Source organism: Chitinophaga sp., from assembly GCF_039596135.1.
Taxonomy (GTDB): Bacteria; Bacteroidota; Bacteroidia; order Chitinophagales; family Chitinophagaceae; genus Chitinophaga.
Genome location: NZ_JBCNKH010000033.1, coordinates 1 through 18,762, shown reverse-complemented (window position 1 = coordinate 18,762; position 18,762 = coordinate 1). Strand labels below are relative to the sequence as shown.

Genomic DNA, 18,762 nt, shown 5'->3' with positions numbered 1-18,762 from the left:
ATTTACTGAGGTAAACCATTTACCACTCAGTTTATACTGGTTTGTTAAAACTGCGCCTATTCGCGCAGCGGGGATGCTTTTGCCTATTTATTCATAAAATCAATGCTATGCGAAAATTTGCCGGAATGATGATAGTCCTGCTGCTATCCTCATTATTACAGTCATTTGGCCAGACGGCGCCGGTAACAGGTACCGTATTGGCAGAAGACGGGAAAACCCCATTGATTGGTGTAACCGTACTTAACGCAACAACCAAAAAAGGGACCCAAACCGATGCCAGCGGCCACTTTAGCATCGCCGCCGAAAAAGGACAACAACTCGTCTTTTCCTACATCGGTTATGGCATAATAAAAATCAATGCCAGCGATGCCTCCAAAGTCGTGATGAAACCCAGCAATGGCGAACTCGGCGAAGTAGTAGTCACCGCCATGGACATCAAAAGAAATGCCCGTGAACTAGGTTACTCCGTACAGCGCGTGAGTGGTGATGAAATCGCCGCCACCCAACGTGAGAACTTTGTCAATGCCCTCCAGGGTAGGGTAGCCGGTGTTACCATCACTCCTACCACCGGCCAGGCAGGCTCCGGTTCCTCTATCGTACTCAGAGGTTTCAACTCCCTCTCCCTGAGCAACCAGCCACTGTTTGTCGTAGATGGTATCATCGTAGACAACCAGACCCTGAACCAAACCTCCAACGGCGGTGCTGGTATCGGTCTTGTATCTGACATGGCAAACAAAAACAGTGATTACACCAACCGTGCTGCCGACATCAACCCTGCTGATATTGCGAGCATCACTGTGCTGAAAGGCCCTGAAGCCACTGCATTGTACGGTAGCCAGGCCAGCTCCGGCGCCATCGTGATCACTACCAAAAGAAGCAAAGGCAAAGGCGTTCATGTGAGCTATGACAACAGTTTTCGCACACAGAAAATTACCCGCTACAATAAGATCACCAATGCCTACAATACTGGTACCGACGGTGTTTACACTTCCATCTTCCAGTCAGGCAGCGGTACCTTCTTCGGTCCTAAATACAGTGATACGACCAAACTGTATGACAACGTGCACAACTTTTTCAGAACCGGTTTTGCACAAACCCACAACCTCGGTGTTGATTTCGGTGTAAAGAATTCCGGCTTCCGTTTCTCTGCATCTTACATTAACCAGGATGGTGTGATCCCTAACAATAATTACAAGAAACTCAACCTGCGCTTAAGCAATACGACCAAAATTGGTAAGTATGTAGAAATCACACCCAGCTTCTCTGTTATCAACAGTGTGAACAACAAACCGCTGAGAGGCGCTGGTGGTTACCTGCTGGACTTATACCTCTGGCCTACCGATCATGACATTCATAACTGGCAGGATTCTACCGGTGGCAAAGCCACACTCGTAGCCGGCAACTCTCCGAATGCTGAAGTAGACAACCCGGTATTCAGCGTACAGCGCAACCTGAGCCAGGATAAGAACAACCGTTACATCGCTACCCTGGGTATCAATATCAATCCATTCCCATGGTTGTCACTCGCAGGCCGCTTTGGTTACGATGCTTATCACACCGACGGCTATATGTTATACAATCCTGATTCTTACAATGTAACCGCCGCACAGAATGGTGCACTGGAAAACTACTACCTGAAATACTGGAGCTATAACCACACCATCACCGCTACCGCTTCCAAAACGTACAAAAAGTTCAATGGTCGCTTAATGATTGGTACTATGTGGCAGGATAATGAAACAGGTATGTATGCTGTAAGAGGTACCAACCTCACTGACCCTATGGGCACAGATAGTAGCAATACAGATCCAACCACCCGTACCCGCCTGCTCAGAAATGCAAAAGGCGAATACAACATGAGCATCAACAGGAATATTGCCTACTTTGGCGAAGCAGCCATCGGTTACAACGATCTCGCATTCGTAAGTTTCACACAGCGCTTCGAAACCACGAGTATCATGCCAGCTGCCTCCCGCAATTATAACTACCCCGGCATCAGCGCCAGCTTTATTCCCAGCGAAGTGATTCCCGGTATGAAAACCAGCAAGGTGCTCAGCTATTGGAAACTCCGCGCTTCTATGGCATCTACCGCACGTCTCTCTGATCCATATGCCAACCAGTCTGTATTTGTGAATAACCTGGCCAGTGGTGGTGGATATTCATATGGATACACAAATGCCAATCCTAACCTGAAACCTGAAAGACAAAAGACCTATGAAATAGGTACTGAGTTCAGGATGTTCGATGGCAGAATCAATGCAGAAGTATCTTACTACAATACCCTGGTGAAAGACCAGATTGCACAGGGTTTCCGTGCCAGCTATGGAACCGGCTTTATCCTGAATACCATGAATGCGGCATCTACCCGCAATAAAGGGATCGAAGCCATGATCTCTGCTTCACCTGTGCGTACTAAAGACTTTGGATGGGACCTGACCCTGAACTTTAATAAGATGTACAACAAGGTCCTCGCCATCCCAAGTACCCTCACCGAATATTACATTGCCGATACCTGGGTATATGCCAATGCCAGAGGCGGTCTGATGAGGGGCGGTTCTACTACCACCATCACCGGTTATCACTATTCACGTAATAACAAAGGAGATATCCTCATCAATCCTTTGACAGGTCTCCCGGTGATCGATGCCACCTTTGGCGTGATCGGCGATCGTAATCCTGACTTCACCCTGGGTATCAACAATACCCTGCGCTATAAGAAGTGGACACTGAGTTTCCTCTGGGACCTGAAAGTAGGCGGCGATGTATTTGATGCAACAGATATGTACCTGACAGTACAGGGCAAGGGCATCAAAACTGCCGACAGAGAAACGGCCCGTGTTATCAAAGGTGTGCTGAACGATGGCCTGCAGAATACCGACAAACCTACCGAAAACAATATCGTAGTACTCCCTTATCGCCAGCAGGCTTATTACACCAATATGCCTGAAGAAGAATTCCTGCAGAAAGATGTGAACTGGTTCCGCCTCAGGGACCTGACCATCAGCTACAACTTTGGTAAGTGGAAAAGTATCAGCAACATCGGTGCATTTGCCACCTTCAATGACCTGGTACTGATCACCAACTACAGGGGCGCAGATCCTGTGAGCAATGGTAACACATCTGCCAACAAAGGCGTAGGTGGTTTTGGATTCGACTATGGCAACCTGCCTGCCCCGGTGAGTGCCAACTTCGGTTTAAGGGTTTCATTTTAATTAAAAAACTACAGGTATGACTAAGAATAAATTGTTGAAATATGCCTGCTTCGGCGCTATCATAGGTATGCTGGGTACGGGGTGTAAGAAGCTGATTGATGATGCCTACACCAATCCAAATGCGGATGTGGAACAACCTATCGAAACATTATTGCCCAACCTGATCTCTAACCTGGTAAACAGTTATACTGCCAATGGTACGAACTATGGTACGGTAGTAGATAACTACTACATCGGGCGTTATATACAATATTGGTGTGCAAATGCCAATGGCAATCAATACGACAAAATGGGAGGGGCTACGGGTTCCAGCGATATCATGGGGAACCTGTGGGCTGCCCACTATTATGGCATGGGGCAAAACCTGAACAAGGTTATAGAGTGGGGCACAGAACAAAAGAAATGGGATTATGTAGGCGTGGCCTATGCACTGCGTGCCTGGGGATGGCTGAGCCTCACCGATCAATATGGTGAAGTAATTTTGAAAGAGGCATTCAACACCAGCCGGGATCAGTTTGACTACGACACACAGGCCGAGGTATACGATACCGCGCGTGCCGTTGCTTTTCGTGCACTCACTTACCTGAATATGACTGGCGATAATGTAAGCGCTACCAACCTTGCAAAAGGTGATGCTTACCTCTATAATGGGGATGTGAATAAGTGGAAGAAATTTGTATACGGCGTGCTTGCCCGTTCTTACAATCACCTCTCCAACAAGGCTACTTACCAGCCGGATTCTGTGATCAAGTATGCAGACCTGGCGATGAGTACCAACGAAGACAATGCTATCTACAGGGTAGAGAATGCATCGACCAGTGCTACCAAAAACTACTTTGGTCCCTTCCGTGCAAACATCGGTACCCTTGTACAGGGCGAGTATATCGCGAACCTCGAAAGTGGCAACAATACTGTCTTTCCTATAGCTGATCCCCGTGCTTACTACCTGCTCCGTGAAAACTTCAACGGTACTTTTAAAGGCATCAGGCCTAACTACGGTGCTACCGGCAGTACTGGCCTGGATACTGCCGACCTGCCACGCAATTATTGGGGTGGTCAGTACAGTTCTTCCAAGTCACTGAACCCACGTTATCTCTATGCAGATGATTCTCCATGGCCGGTGATGACAGCTACCGAAATGCAATTTATGAAAGCAGAAGCAGCTTATCGCAAAGGTGATAAAGCCACTGCCTTAACGGCTTATACAAACGCCATTTCTCTCAGCATGGATATGATGTACAATTATCCTACAAACATCCCTGCGGGCAAGGAAATGACGGCTACTGCCAAAGCTACTTACATGGCCAATGCCGCCGTAGTGCCTACGAATGCTGCAAACCTGACCCTTACCCAGATCATGCTGCAAAAGTACATTGCCCTGTATGGCTTTGGGGTGAATGAAGTATGGGTAGACATGCGTCGTTTTCACTACACTGACCTGGACCCTGTAACCGGTGCACAGGTATATGCAGGCTGGACACCGCTTAGCGCCGCCGATTTGTATATCAATAATAATCAGAAACTGGCTTACCGCTGTCGTCCAAGGTACAATTCAGAGTACCTGTACAATATTCCTGCACTGACAGCATTGGGTGCGTTGGAACTGGATTATCACACGAAGGAATGCTGGTTTTCACAACAATAAAAATATTCGATATGCGTAGATTCATATTAGCAGGTATGGCCTTAGTAATAGGGATGACGGCCTGCAAAAAAGAATTCACGATTCATGCTACTGAAGAAGGAATAAGCGGCAAGGCTTATCTGAAAGTAGTGCATGCGTCTACCAACCTGGATACATTCAATATCTATGTGGGCGGTACCAAAGTGAATGGTGCAGCCATCACTTACAATGGTATTTATCCCGTATCCGGTGTCAACTCTTATCTCACCATTGATCCCGGTACACAAACAGTTGAACTGTTTAAGCCGGGTACCTTAGTCGGTGATTCTATCTCTTTACAAAGCTTCAGTGACAACTTCGAAGCAGGTAAATACTATACTTTTATTCTCACCAGTGCAGGGCAGATTTTTACAGAAGATGCATTTCCAACACCTGATACCGGCAAGATCGATATCCGTTTTATCCACACCGTATTAAACGATACCACGGGTAAAACAGTGGATCTCTACTCTGCCAAACACGGCGTTGTAGCAGCAGGACTCAGCCCTGGCGAGTTGAGTGACTACATCCCCGTCGCTTACAGTGTAAACGTAAAGGATACACTCTACGTGACCCGTTCTGCTGCTTCAGATACACCTTTGTCAGGTCGTGCAGTATTTGCTACCATGGCATTGACAACAGGGAATATTGCGAACCTCACTGTACAACGTAGTTATACAGTGATCTTCAAGGGAAGTATGGCAGTGACGTCTGGCACAAAGGCCCGGGGCCTTATTGGGTATGTTCACTATTAAAATAAAAAGGGCGCTTCTCCTGAAGCGCCCTTTAAAAAATTATGCAGTTTTAGTAACTCTGCGCATCTGCAAAAACACCGAAAGAATAATACACCCCAGCCCCGCATAAAACGCCCAACTCAACTGCTTATTCTCCTGGAACAATACAAACGCTATTATAATACTATATACCGGTTCTAAATTAAAAGTCAGGTTAGTCGTAAAGGAGCTCACCTTCTTCAAGGCCGCCATCAGCAACATATACATACACACCGTACACGCCCAGCTCAGGATCAGCAAATAAACCAGGTCTGTCACCGAAGGCAGCAGGAAATGTTGGTTCACTACCCCCAGGTACATGGGCATAAATAGTGACAACACCACAAACCCTACCAGCAACTCATAAAAAGTTATAGTAGGTGAATCATATTGCGTCAACAATTGCTTATTTACGATCGTAAACAACGCCGCAAAAATAGAAGATACAATCCCCATTATAATCCCTGTATGATACTGTGAATCAAAATGGAAGATCATCACAATCCCCGCCAGCGTGATCCCACTCAGCAGCAACTCCCTTACATCAAACCGTCTGCGGCTGATAATCGGATCCAACACTGCCGTAAACAAACTCGTCAAAGAAAAACACACGACCCCGATACTTACATTCGAGTACTTAATACTCCCATAAAAGAACAGCCAGTGCATAGCAATCACTGCTCCATTCAACCCAATAGGAACTAATTGCCGCCACGACAGTCGCGACAACATCCCCTTCCAGCGAAATATAACAAACAGAGAAATGACGGTGAATAATAGTCGGTACCATACAAGCAATCCTTCATTCAGGGAAATCAGCTTCCCAAGGATGCCCGTAAAACCTGCCAGGAAGACTGACAGGTGTAATTGCAGCAAAGGTTTCTTCATTTTGTATCAGTCCGCTGCCAATAGGCTGAGGCAGCGATATCAGCATTCTCTATTGTTCCTGTTCCTGTAACTGTTCGTTCCGCACTCTTCTCTCATACTTCTTAAACAGGCTCTCCCATTGAATCTTAAGCACACCCAGGATACCTTCTTTGATAATCCCCTTGCTCATCTTGGAATATCCTTCTTTACGATCTTTAAAGGTAATAGGCACTTCCTTCACCTTAAAGCCCAGTTTCCAGGCAGTGAACTTCATTTCTATCTGGAATGCGTATCCAACGAACCGGATTGCATCCAGGTTGATGGATTCCAGCACCTGTCTTTTGTAACACACGAATCCGGCAGTGGCATCTTTTACAGGCATCCAGGTCACGCACCGTACATATACAGAGGCGCCGTAGGAGAGGACAGCCCTATCCCATGGCCAGTTTTCTGTTCTGCCACCTTTTACATAGCGGGAGCCTACGGCTACATCCCCACCTTCTCTTGCACAGGCATTATAAAGCCTTGGCAGGTCCGCCGGGTTATGCGAGAAATCCGCGTCCATCTCAAAGATGTACTGGTATCCCTTGGCCAGCGCCCACTTGAACCCATGAATATAGGCAGTACCCAGTCCCTGTTTGCCGCTTCTCTCCGAAAGGAAGAGCTCCCCCGGATACTGCTGCTGTATGGACTTTACTATATTCCCGGTTCCATCCGGCGACCCATCGTCAACGATCAGAATATGAAAGTCTGCCTGCAGTGAGAATACTGCGTCAATGATCTTCCTTATATTATCCTTCTCGTTGTAGGTCGGAATGATGACAAGCTTTTCCAATCAGCTAAGTGTTGTTTTAGGACTGCGAAATTATAATAATCGGGAAATATGTACCCTATTTTATAAATATTAAATCTTTTTTAACATCATACTATGGTAGATGTCTGTGAGTTTCTGCTTGGTATTCAATGGAAAATCGGCCTTCATCATCCAGTCATAATATTGAGGCTCAATCTTCAACACGTCTCTTACTGCCCTGCCTTTGTATTTTCCGAAGTTGAATACTTCTGTACCGTTCTGCATGATCATGCGGCGGGCAAAGTCAACATATTCTTCTTCTTTGGTAAATTCAGCCAGGTGTTCCACCTCTGCCTGCAACTGTTCGTAACGGCTAAGCTGGGCCTCCAGGATCTCGTAAGTAGCAAGCGCATCGGCTTCTGCGCTATGTGCATTCTCCAGGTTCTTATCGCAGTAGAATTTGTAAGCCGCGCTGAGGGTACGCTTTTCCATCAGGTGGAAGATCTTCTGTACATCGATGAATTTGCGTCCTTTCACGTCGAATTCCAGCCCCGTACGGAGGAATTCTTCTACCAGCAGCGGTATGTCAAAACGGTTTGAGTTATAGCCGGCTATATCGCAATTGTCCATGAACTGTCTCAGTTCATTCGCAGCTTGTTTAAAAGTAGGGCAATCCTTCACATCTTCGTCACTGATTCCATGAATGGCAGTGGTAGCTGGAGGGATCGGCATGCCTGGATTGATGCGTTTGGTTTTGTGCTGAATGCTCTTGTCGGGCATTACTTTTACAATCGCAATCTCGATAATACGGTCTGTGGCCACATTGGTACCGGTTGTCTCAAGGTCAATAACGGCCAGTGGCCTTTTAAGTTGCAGTGATGGCATGACTGATTTTTATAAATACTTTAAGAGCGAAGGTACGTTCATTCCTTCATAATCTCCTGAACTCATGAGCAGGAGGTTTGCATTCTGGTAGTTTTGTGCGTCCAGGAATGCCTGCAGATGCTCTCTATTATTGAATACCTGGAGATCGTTTCTGCCAAATCCCTGGGCGATGCCTTCCGGTAGCAGGTCTGGCATCCGCTTGATTTCCAGTGCGTGACGGCTATAAAATACGGCAGGAATGTCTGCCTTGTCCATAGCACCCTGGTACTGCACCATAAAGGCGGCATTCAGGCTGCTGTAAGTATGCAATTCCAGTACCGCGATGAGCGTGCGGGAGGGATATTGTTCCTTTAGCGCTTCGATAGTTGCCTTTACTTTGGACGGTGCGTGGGCAAAGTCGCGGTAAATGGCGCAATGGTCATTTTTGCCTACCAGCTCCAGTCGCTTCGCAGCTCCCTTAAAGGTCGCGATGGCGGATAGAAACGTGGTATCATCCACCCCCAGTTCGTTGCAAACCAGCCTGGCAGCGTGCATATTCAGCAGGTTATGGTCGCCGAATACTTCCAGTGCCTTCGTTTCACCGCCAAAGGTGACGCTGGTAACACCATTATTGATCTGGTGCGGGGGAATGCCATAGGGAACCAGTTTCAGGTGACCGCCTTCGGCCTTCACGAGTTTTACCAGTTCAGGATCAGTATCATTATAGATCAGGGTCGCACCCTTTTCCATGGTTTTGATGAAAATGGAGAATTGTTCCAGGTAGATCTCATATGTAGGGAACACGTTGATGTGGTCCCAGGCAATGCCAGTCAGCACAGCGATCTGTGGGTGGAGGAAATGGAACTTCGGGCGCTTTTCGATCACAGAGGCCGGGTATTCATCCGCTTCCATGACGATGGTGGGTGCACTGGTGATGTTTACAGATTGTGCAAAACCGGCCAGGCGGGCCCCTACCAGGTAGTCGAACTCCTTGCCTGCCTGTTGTAACACATGCATAATCATAGCAGTAGTGGTCGTTTTACCATGACTGCCACCTACTGCCACGCGTTTCTTTTGCAGGCTTTCCTGGTAAATATACTCGGGGAATGAGTAGATTTTGAGCTGCAGTTCTTTTGCTTTCAGGAGCTCAGGGTTGTCAGCACGGGCGTGCATACCAAGAATGACAGCATCCAGGTCGGGGGTAATGCGGGAATCATCCCACCCCATGGTAGCAGGCAGAATACCTGCTTGGCGCAGGTTGCTGAGCGCCGGCTCGAATATCTCGTCGTCGCTCCCGGTCACCTGGTAACCCTTTATCTTCAGTGCTATCGCCAGCTGGTGCATTACGCTACCACCTATAGCAATAAAATGTACTTTTGTCATATGCAATAAAACAGTTGCCGGTATTTTGCGTTATATTTATATGAAACGGGAAAAAGGACTGATATTATCAATAAAATTTTTAATATAAATTTTATATTTGCAAAGTAACGTCAAAAAATGGCGATTAAAAAAGTGATATCACCTTTCCCTATGAAATTTCATTTACCACTTAAACATCCCTTTATGCAAGTATCATTCAAAGTTTTGGGCGGCGCAGCGCTTATTTGTATCTTTGCAACTTTATTTACTTCGTGTGCGTCTCAAAACAAATTAGGCTGTCCGATGAAGATAGGCAAGGTGAGCCATGCGGCAAACAGCAAGGATTGTTAATGAACTGGATACCTTTAACTACTGACGATCAGTTAGAAACCATCAAGGAAGCATCTGAAACGGGAACAGTCGTTATTTTTAAGCACAGCACCCGCTGTTCCATCAGTGCGGTAGCAAAATCAAGGCTCGACAGAGCTGAAGCGCCTGAGAATATGACCTTCTATTATCTGGACCTTATCAAATACCGGAATCTATCAGATGAAATTGCAGCAACTTATGGCGTAGAGCATGAGTCTCCCCAGGTGTTGCTGATAAAGAATGGGAAATGTGTGTATGATGAGAGCCATAGTGCCATTATAATGGATGAGCTGGTATCACATGCAAATTAAGAGTTATTAGCTTGCAGCTATTTATCCAAAGAATTTAGTACCGGCCTGAGGGCCGGTATTTTTTTTACCAGTTGGTGGAGGTGCATCCGCAGGGAAGTGACGCTCTTTTTTACCTAGCTTTGTAATTATGAAACACCGTATAGTTGTAGCAGTTACCGGGGCCAGTGGGTCCATTTATGCGCGCCAGCTGTTGCAGAAGCTTGAAAAAGCGGCTGCGCAAACAGAGGCAGTCGCCATTGTGATGACGGAGAATGCCAAAACTGTGTGGGAAACAGAGCTGGGTACAGACGATTACAAGGCATTGCCGTTTAAAACCTATACCCAGCAGGATTTTATGGCACCGTTTGCCAGTGGCTCCGGTAGGTATGATACCATGATCATTTGCCCCTGTTCCATGGGAACCCTGGGGCGGATAGCAGGAGGGATGAGTAATGATCTGATTACCCGCGCGGCTGATGTGGTTTTAAAGGAACGGCGTAAACTGATTTGTGTGGTAAGGGAGACCCCTTATAATGTGATCCACATTAAAAACATGCTCGCGGTGACAGAGGCAGGAGGGATTATCTGCCCGGCTACACCGTCTTTTTATAGTGTGCCTGCTACTTTGGAAGAAGTTGCGGCTACTGTAGTAGACAGGGTGATTGACCTGGTTGGCATCCAGCAGGATACTTATAGATGGGGACAGGAATAATTAGTAATTTGTACCAATGAAAATAGCAATCATTAACGGCCCTAACCTAAATTTATTGGGTAAAAGGGAGCCGGGGATCTACGGCAATGAATCTTTTGAGGATTATTTTGAAAAACTGAAGCAGTTGTTTGCAGATGTAGAGCTGGTGTATTTTCAGAATAATTCGGAGGGAAAGATAATCGACTTTTTACACGAGATAGGGTTTACCTATGATGGGATCCTGTTGAATGCAGGGGGGTATACCCATTATTCAATAGCTATCAGGGATGCGATTGCCGCCATCAAGGCGCCGGTGTTGGAAATTCACATCAGTAATATACATGCAAGAGAAGAGTTCAGGCATAAGTCTGTCATTGCTCCTGTGTGCAAAGGCACGATTGCTGGGTTGGGAATGAAAGGGTATGCGCTTGGGATAAATTACTTTTTATAATTGCGCGAGCGAAGCCCGCCGCAGGCGCCTGCACACAAAAAAAACGCTTTTACCGAAGGTAAAAGCGTTTTTTTTGAACTAAAATATAGCAGCTTGAATTTCTTCTCCCTTAAACGCCTCTCTCGGCTTCAACCCCAACAACTCAAACATCATATGATCCTCTTCAAATGAAGGATTCGCCGTCGTCAGCAACTTCTCTCCCGTAAAAATCGAATTCGCCCCCGCCATAAAACACAACGCCTGCTCAGACATACTCATCTCCGCACGCCCCGCACTCAACCGTACCATCGCCTTAGGCATCAATATCCGCGTAGTCGCAATCATCCTCACCATATCCCAAAACTGTACCTTCGGCATATGCTCCAGCGGCGTACCCTTTACCCGTGTCAATGCATTAATAGGCACTGAATCCGGATGCACAGGCAAATTGCTCAGCGTATGGATCATACCAATCCGGTCCTCATGGCTCTCACCCAGACCAATAATACCACCACAGCAAACACTCACCCCTGCTTTACGTACATTATCCAATGTCTTCAAACGATCATCATAAGTCCTGGTCGTAATAATCTGCTCATAATACTCACCAGAAGTATCCAGGTTGTGGTTGTAGGCATATAAACCTGCATCCGCCAGCTTCTTCGCCTGTTCTTCCGTAAGCATACCGAGCGTACAGCATACTTCCATCCCCATTTCATTTACACCTTTCACCATTTCAAGTACGCGGTCAAAGTCGCGGTTGTCACGCACTTCTCTCCATGCAGCTCCCATACAGAAACGGGTAGAACCAGCTTCGCGTGCTTTCGCCGCATATGCCAGCACCGCATCTTTCTGCATCAGGCCATGTACTTTAATGTCGGTATTATAGCGCGCTGCCTGTGGGCAGTAAGCACAGTCTTCGGTACAACCACCAGTTTTGATAGAGAGCAAAGTACATACCTGTACTTCTGCCGTATCCTGCGTCTGCCTGTGAACAGATGCCGCGCGGAAAACCAGCTCCAGTAAGGGCGTATTGTAGATCTCCTTTATTTCTTCAATAGACCAGTCGTGACGGATCTGCACATCTTGCATAATTATGTAATTTGAGTAGCAAATCTATACATTTAATCCATACTGCCAAACTACCGGAGTATGAACGGATTAAGTGTCTAAACACCTAATTACAGGTATAGGAAGTTTGTTTTTGGTGTAATGTTCAGTAATGTGTTGTAAATCAATAAGATGGTGTTCTCAATGTCGTCTTTCTTCACCATTTCTACCGTAGTATGCATATAGCGCAGCGGTAAGCTGATCAGGGCAGAAGGAGTACCATCATTCGCATAGGCAAATGCATCAGTATCTGTACCAGTACTGCGGCTTACTGCATGCAACTGGTGCGGGATGTCATTCTTCTTCGCTGTCTTAATGATCAGGTCACGCAGAATGTTGTGCACCGCAGGTCCATAAGTAATGCTTGGACCGGCACCACACTTAATTTCGCCTTCAATATTTTTATTGATCATAGGCGTAGTAGTATCGTGTGTTACATCTGTGATGATAGCTACATTTGGCTTGATGCGTTTTGCAATCATCTCCGCACCACGCAACCCTACTTCTTCCTGTACCGCATTCACGATGTACAGGCCGAAAGGCAGCTCCTGCTTCTTTTCTTTCAGCATCCGTGCTACTTCTGCAATCATGAAACCACCAATGCGGTTGTCGATCGCACGGCATACATAGTAGTCATTTGACAGCTCTTCGAAACCATCTTCGAAAGTCACCACACAACCTACATGAATACCCAGTTCTTCCACTTCCTTACGGCTGCGTGCACCGCAATCCAGGAAGATGTTCTCCACCTTCGGTTGCGGATCTTTACCTTCCGTACTACGCATACGCGTATGGATAGCCGGCCATCCGAACACGGCCTTTACAGGACCATTTTCAGTATGAATATTCACTCTCTTGGATGGCGCGATCTGCTGATCAGAACCACCATTACGGATCACATAGATCAATCCTTCAGGAGAGATATAATTTACAAACCAGGAAATTTCGTCGGCATGTGCTTCTATCACCACTTTGAACGGCGCTTTGGGATTGATGACTCCCACCGCAGAACCATATGCATCTACAAAGTGCTCATCTATGTAAGGCTTCAGGTATTCCAGCCACAGTTTCTGTCCTTCCTTCTCAAAACCAGTAGGGGAGGGATTATTCAGGTAATTCCGCAGGAACGTAAGCGCGTCCTTGCTTAGTACGGACTTTTGCTTTTTTGACATGCTGTTAATGTAATTTATGGAACAAAAGTAAGGAAAAGCTATTACGTGTATGGACCTTAATTATCAGGCAACCACGGCTATATAATGTAAGATGGCCGATAACATCACCAATCCATCCAATACAAAGTAATAGTAATAATCCGACTTTGTGTTGAGTGTATATTTAGTAAGTAAAGCAGTAATGACAATCGGTATGAGCAGGTAAACAGTAATGATATCCCTGCATACCAGCAATGCAAAGCCAGCCGATAGCAGCAATGAAAAGAAGTACAATCTCATTAACCCCGGTTTACTCAGCCAGGTAATCAAAGAGCGGATCCCTTCTTTCTTATCTGACTCTATATCGCGGTGGTCAAAGAGTATACACAATGCATAGATGATAAAGAACCGGTGCACGATATAAAACACTGCCTGTGTGGTAAAATGCGCTCCTGACAACAAGATGGGCAGTACGTTCGTCACATATACCCATACAGCAGTAAGGAAGATGGTTTTACCAATCGCAATTTTGCGCAGCCAGGTAAATGGAGGAACAGGAATCTTGGGGGCTGAATACAGGAAGGTCAGAAAGGCGGCACCACTGAGTTCCAGCCAGTATGCCTTCAGGTCCCAGAAGTAAATGGCGGCGCCAATGCCGCCGATAATGGTGAAGACGAGCTGCAGGTTTTTATGCCGCACTCCCCACTGCAATCGTGGTGAAGATGAGTAGGCAGCAGGTGTAAGGTACCAGTGAAAATTGTAACTGCAGATCGTCGAGAAAAATGCGAATTTATAATAGTCGAAGTTGACAGTACCTAAATTCAATAAGGTGTTCGTTTGCCATATAAGTAATATGGCACAGAGCGAGACGTAAACCGACGAGAACAATAAAAAATTAGTGAATGCCCTGAACATAGTGGGATGCAATTTACGGCAATAGTTTGCATTCGCCTACGGCAAATGTAAACTATTGCGGGCCGGGGCCTGCAGCTGGCTTGTTATAATCATAACGGGATATTGCCGTGTTTCTTTTTGGGCAATGTGACCACTTTATTTTCCAGCATTCCGTATCCTTTGATCAGCTTGATCCTTGTCTGGTCCGGCACAATCACCTCGTCTATATATCCCTTTTCTGCCGCTAAATATGGGTTGGCAAACCGTTCTGTATACTCAGCCACCAGTTCGTTCATCCTTGCTTCCGGATCTGGTGCCATATCTATTTCCTTTTTATAAATAATCTCTACTGCCCCCTTTGGTCCCATCACCGCAATCTCTGCCTGTGGAAAAGCAAAGTTGAGATCGGCCCCGATATGCTTTGAGTTCATCACACAATAGGCTCCGCCATACGCTTTGCGGGTAGTCACCGTAATTTTGGGCACCGTAGCTTCGCTGAGTGCAAAGAGCAGTTTCGCACCATTGGTAATGATCCCGTTCCACTCCTGGTCTGTTCCAGGCAAAAATCCGGGTACGTCTACCAGCACCAGCAGCGGAATATTAAACGCATCACAAAAACGGGTAAAGCGGGCTCCCTTTACAGACGCTTTAATATCAAGTACCCCTGCCAGGTGTGCCGGCTGATTGGCCACTATACCAATACTCCGGCCTGCAATACGGGCAAAGCCTACAATAATATTCTCTGCATAATTTGCATGTACTTCCATGAAACTATCTGCATCCGTTACTTCAGCGATTACGTCTTTCATATCGTAAGGCTGATTGCTGTTCGGGGGAATGAGCGTATTCAGGCCCACTCTTTTTTCATCCGCGGGTGTATAAGGATACTTCGGTGCATCTTCTTCACAGTTCTGTGGCACATAAGTGAGCAACTGCCGGATGTTTTGAATGCATTCTACTTCATTGGCACAGCTAAAGTGTGTTACACCGCTTTTCGAGGCATGGGTATGTGCGCCCCCCAGTTCTTCGGAAGTCACTTCCTCATGTGTGACGGTCTTTACCACGTTTGGTCCTGTTACGAACATATAGGAAGTCTGCTCTACCATCAGGATAAAATCGGTAATAGCAGGGGAGTAAACGGCGCCACCGGCACAGGGCCCCATGATGGCCGATATCTGTGGAATTACCCCCGAAGCCCGGGTATTGCGATAAAAAATATCTGCATAGCCGCCCAGGCTCACGACGCCTTCCTGTATGCGTGCACCGCCGCTATCATTCAAACCTATTACAGGTGCGCCATTCTGCATAGCCAGGTCCATGATCTTACAAATCTTGCGGGCATGGGGTTCAGAAAGGCTGCCACCATATACGGTAAAGTCCTGCGAAAAAACATAGACAAGACGGCCATTGATAGTACCAAAACCGGTCACTACGCCATCGCCGGGAAATTGTTCCTGCTCGGTGGTCATACCACGGTTACTATTATGTACGAACATATCCAGTTCTTCAAAAGAACCTTCATCCATGAGTAATTGTAGTCTTTCACGGGCTGTCAGTTTTCCTTTTTTGTGCTGCGAGGCAATCCGGGCTTCGCCTCCACCGAGCATAGCTTCGGCCATTCTGTTTTGGAGTTCCGTGGTTTTGTCCATTGTATCAAGGTGTTAAATAACGCGCGAACACTAAATATCGGGGAAAATAACATAAAAAAACGCTTTTGCCACCGGCAAAAGCGTTTTTTTAAAAAGGTATATAAAAGGTAATGAACTATTCCTCGTAGATTACCTGCAATTTAGGTGTAACGATGGTATCGCTGTAGTTACCGGCATTATCCTGGATAAATACCAGGTAATGTACGCTATCCTTTGCAATCGGGTTCGCGCCTATCTGCGGGAAGTCTGTACCGGTGAGGTGAAGTACTACTTCCGCAGTCAGTTTGGTACCGTTGTGCCCTTCCAGGTCTGGCATCGGGCGGCCTTCAAAGGCGGTATCATCAGGTGCAGTATCGTATATAGCGGCAAAATTGAAGGTATTTTCAATGTCTCCGTCTCCATCTGAAACGTCGAAAGTCACATCCATACCGGTAGACGCGGATACGGGGGAAGAAGAATAAGATTTGAATGTAATCACCGGTTTTGTACCCAGCGAATCCTTCTTACAGGCGTTGATGGCCAGTAAAGAGAAGAGGGATAAAAAAGCTATTTTCTTCATATAACAAACCTACGTTATTTTTTTAACTCTTTCTAATATACGAATCACCTGCCGGGTCGGCCAAAGTGATGCCCGAATACTAATAACGTCCAATGTTCATTTTTTGTTACGTCTTTCCCCCTAACTTTGTACGGTTTTACTAATCAGTGTTTATGAGCGGCATTTCTACAGCAGCAATATTTTCTTCAGATGGGTCAGATCTGGAAGCATTGTCCCTTGAGACCTTTCGTTTTCAGTATCGTGAAAATGCATTATATCGTGCTTATACAGATGCCCTGCGCATTCAGCCGGACAAGGTTCGCTCCCTGGCGCAAATCCCTTTCCTCCCTATCCAGTTTTTCAAAACCCACCAGGTTACCTGTGGCACTTTTGAGCCCCAGCTGATCTTCGAGAGCAGTGGCACCACCCAAACGATCAACAGTCGCCACCTGGTGAAAGAAGCTGCTATCTATGAACAGAGCTTTCTCACCGCTTTCGAGCGCTTCTACGGTCCGGTTACGGACTTCGTAGTAGTCGGCCTGCTGCCTTCCTACCTGGAAAGACAACATTCCTCCCTCGTTTACATGGTGCGGGACATGGTAGAGCGCAGCGGCCACCCTGCCAGCGGTTTTTACCTGTACGAGCACGACAAACTCTACCACCAGCTCCTGGAACTGGAAGCCCGTGGTCAGAAAACCCTCCTGATCGGTGTGACCTTTGGTCTCCTGGACTTTGCAGAGCAATATGCCCTGCAACTGAAAAATACCATCGTTATGGAAACAGGTGGTATGAAAGGCAGGCGGGAAGAATGGACCCGCGACCAGGTACATGCCTTCCTGAAGGAACGGCTGGGTTGCAGCCAGATCCATGCAGAATACGGCATGACTGAGTTACTCTCACAGGCATACAGCTATGGACAGGGTTTATTCAACACCCCGCCATGGATGAAAGTACTCGTCAGGGATGAAAATGACCCCTTCCAGCTCTATACTGAAAAAGCTGCCGGTGTGATCAATGTAGTCGACCTTGCCAATATTTATTCCTGTTCTTTCATTGCAACAGAAGATATAGGCCGCTTACATGAGCATGGCACTTTCGAAGTATTAGGGAGACTGGATAATTCGGCTTTAAGGGGGTGTAGCCTGATGGTAAGTTAAGCAGTGATTAGTTGTACCCTTTTCAATAATGTTGCTGTTCCTGTTCCTACTGTTCGGAGTTCCTGCATGTATGGGAAACTCTCGTGATTCATTCCGAATTTTTTCATGAGGTACCGGTCTAGTAAAGTTATTGAGGGAGGATGTTGCGAATACTTCGATAAAAACTCCTTAAAATCATCCAGTTCATGATCTGGCAATAATGTTAAGGCTACCTTCTGCTGAGTAGGCGAAGCGCCCGTGTATTGCAGAATTTCCAAAACCCGCCTGCACATATGGGGCGAGAATACATCGTCATTGGCCCGGAGAAAATCCAGGCAAAAGTACTCCACTGCGAAGTCGTCAAAGATGCCTGCACTCAGGTCATCTTCACCGATGGTGGTCCAGGTGGCCCATTCAAATAATTCCTCCAGTGTAATTTCTTCCCTTAGCAGCGCGCTGAGATGGTGTATCAGGCCCGCGCGGGTAGGCACCGTATCTGCATCATAATTGATGTGGGTTACGATATCGGTGTAAAAATCTTCATTCATTTCCCTGGCAGTGCTAATAAGCTGATAAGTAACGTCGGTCGATGCGATGTTACTTAAATGCAAAACGTCTGCAGTCTCGGAGATGATTTCAGGTCGTGTCTTGGTGCCCTGTAACCATGATTTGATCAGGGAGATAAAGTAAGTGCTCGTTATGAACTGCGTCTGTTTCTTCATACTTACTTAAAGGCATGGCATAGGTGCCTCTGCGTGCAATATATCAAAAATACAGGTAAGCAAAAAGTTAAAGAATAGACATTTCATTTATTCCATATTTATCAATGGAAAAGGCCGTTCCTTGTGCATTCCTTGTCGCGTCCTGAAAAAGGTTTACACTATCCAAAGTGTCAAACATGCAAAAAACAAACAATTCAGGTCGTAAAGGGATTAAAGGCCGTCAATTCCAGTATGAGCCTGCTTTTATG

General features: G+C 46.5%; 17 protein-coding genes. 7 read left to right on the top strand and 10 right to left on the bottom strand.

What is annotated here, in order from left to right; genetic code table 11:
• Window positions 1–107: 107 nt before the first annotated feature.
• Genes ABDW16_RS18820 through ABDW16_RS18810 form a run of 3 tightly spaced genes read left to right on the top strand, consistent with a single transcriptional unit; the run spans window position 108 to window position 5,630 of the window.
• On the top strand, window positions 108–3,212 hold the full coding sequence (locus ABDW16_RS18820) for a SusC/RagA family TonB-linked outer membrane protein (protein ID WP_343671866.1): 3,105 nt from the start codon (window positions 108–110) through the stop codon (window positions 3,210–3,212).
• 16 nt (window positions 3,213–3,228) lie between these two features.
• Window positions 3,229–4,857, top strand: a complete 1,629-nt coding sequence (locus ABDW16_RS18815; RefSeq protein WP_343671865.1) for a SusD/RagB family nutrient-binding outer membrane lipoprotein — start codon at window positions 3,229–3,231, stop codon at window positions 4,855–4,857.
• 11 nt (window positions 4,858–4,868) lie between these two features.
• Window positions 4,869–5,630, top strand: a complete 762-nt coding sequence (locus tag ABDW16_RS18810; RefSeq protein ID WP_343671863.1) for a DUF4397 domain-containing protein — start codon at window positions 4,869–4,871, stop codon at window positions 5,628–5,630.
• A 39-nt stretch (window positions 5,631–5,669) separates the two neighbouring features.
• On the opposite strand, the gene ABDW16_RS18805 is transcribed toward ABDW16_RS18810, so the two are convergent.
• The 4 genes from ABDW16_RS18805 to ABDW16_RS18790 form a co-directional block, all read right to left on the bottom strand.
• On the bottom strand, window positions 5,670–6,536 hold the full coding sequence (locus ABDW16_RS18805; RefSeq protein WP_343671861.1) for a DMT family transporter: 867 nt from the start codon (window positions 6,534–6,536) through the stop codon (window positions 5,670–5,672).
• Window positions 6,537–6,585: 49 nt separating this feature from the next.
• Window positions 6,586–7,350 (bottom strand): polyprenol monophosphomannose synthase, encoded by a 765-nt coding sequence (locus ABDW16_RS18800; RefSeq protein ID WP_343671860.1) that lies wholly within the window; start codon window positions 7,348–7,350, stop codon window positions 6,586–6,588.
• 69 nt (window positions 7,351–7,419) lie between these two features.
• Window positions 7,420–8,193, bottom strand: coding sequence for a 3'-5' exonuclease (locus ABDW16_RS18795; RefSeq protein ID WP_343671859.1), 774 nt, complete (start codon window positions 8,191–8,193; stop codon window positions 7,420–7,422).
• Window positions 8,194–8,202: 9 nt separating this feature from the next.
• A complete protein-coding gene (locus ABDW16_RS18790) occupies window positions 8,203–9,555 on the bottom strand; it encodes a Mur ligase family protein (RefSeq protein WP_343671858.1) in 1,353 nt (450 codons plus the stop codon).
• 329 nt (window positions 9,556–9,884) lie between these two features.
• Between ABDW16_RS18790 and ytxJ the strand changes: the two genes are divergently transcribed.
• The 3 genes from ytxJ (at window position 9,885) to aroQ (ending at window position 11,335) form a co-directional block, all read left to right on the top strand.
• The gene (gene ytxJ / locus ABDW16_RS18785) at window positions 9,885–10,214 is read left to right on the top strand and encodes a bacillithiol system redox-active protein YtxJ (RefSeq protein ID WP_343671857.1); all 330 of its coding nucleotides are present in this window, start codon (window positions 9,885–9,887) and stop codon (window positions 10,212–10,214) included.
• A gap of 127 nt (window positions 10,215–10,341) precedes the next feature.
• Window positions 10,342–10,905, top strand: coding sequence for a UbiX family flavin prenyltransferase (locus ABDW16_RS18780; protein WP_343671855.1), 564 nt, complete (start codon window positions 10,342–10,344; stop codon window positions 10,903–10,905).
• A 16-nt stretch (window positions 10,906–10,921) separates the two neighbouring features.
• Window positions 10,922–11,335, top strand: a complete 414-nt coding sequence (gene aroQ, locus ABDW16_RS18775) for a type II 3-dehydroquinate dehydratase (protein WP_343671854.1) — start codon at window positions 10,922–10,924, stop codon at window positions 11,333–11,335.
• 78 nt (window positions 11,336–11,413) lie between these two features.
• Here the strand turns inward: aroQ and bioB are convergent, their stop codons facing one another.
• The 5 genes from bioB to ABDW16_RS18750 all read right to left on the bottom strand — a co-directional run bounded on the left by bioB (window position 11,414) and on the right by ABDW16_RS18750 (window position 16,677).
• Window positions 11,414–12,406, bottom strand: a complete 993-nt coding sequence (gene bioB, locus ABDW16_RS18770; RefSeq protein WP_343671852.1) for a biotin synthase BioB — start codon at window positions 12,404–12,406, stop codon at window positions 11,414–11,416.
• 89 nt (window positions 12,407–12,495) lie between these two features.
• The gene (locus tag ABDW16_RS18765; RefSeq protein ID WP_343671851.1) at window positions 12,496–13,596 is read right to left on the bottom strand and encodes a M42 family metallopeptidase; all 1,101 of its coding nucleotides are present in this window, start codon (window positions 13,594–13,596) and stop codon (window positions 12,496–12,498) included.
• Window positions 13,597–13,659: 63 nt separating this feature from the next.
• Window positions 13,660–14,490: a UbiA family prenyltransferase gene (locus ABDW16_RS18760; protein ID WP_343671850.1), complete on the bottom strand. Its 831-nt coding sequence runs from the start codon at window positions 14,488–14,490 to the stop codon at window positions 13,660–13,662.
• Window positions 14,491–14,579: 89 nt separating this feature from the next.
• Window positions 14,580–16,118, bottom strand: coding sequence for an acyl-CoA carboxylase subunit beta (locus ABDW16_RS18755; protein ID WP_343671849.1), 1,539 nt, complete (start codon window positions 16,116–16,118; stop codon window positions 14,580–14,582).
• Between the two features lie 115 nt (window positions 16,119–16,233).
• Window positions 16,234–16,677 (bottom strand): hypothetical protein, encoded by a 444-nt coding sequence (locus tag ABDW16_RS18750; RefSeq protein WP_343671847.1) that lies wholly within the window; start codon window positions 16,675–16,677, stop codon window positions 16,234–16,236.
• A 152-nt stretch (window positions 16,678–16,829) separates the two neighbouring features.
• Between ABDW16_RS18750 and ABDW16_RS18745 the strand changes: the two genes are divergently transcribed.
• Window positions 16,830–17,813 carry an acyl transferase gene (locus tag ABDW16_RS18745; protein ID WP_343671846.1) on the top strand — a complete coding sequence of 328 codons (984 nt, stop codon included), beginning with the start codon at window positions 16,830–16,832 and terminating at the stop codon, window positions 17,811–17,813.
• Here the strand turns inward: ABDW16_RS18745 and ABDW16_RS18740 are convergent.
• Complete coding sequence (locus ABDW16_RS18740) at window positions 17,810–18,514, bottom strand: hypothetical protein (protein WP_343671845.1); 705 nt, start codon at window positions 18,512–18,514, stop codon at window positions 17,810–17,812. The two genes, ABDW16_RS18745 and ABDW16_RS18740, sit on opposite strands and share 4 nt — an antisense overlap.
• Between the last annotated feature and the right edge of the window lie 248 nt (window positions 18,515–18,762).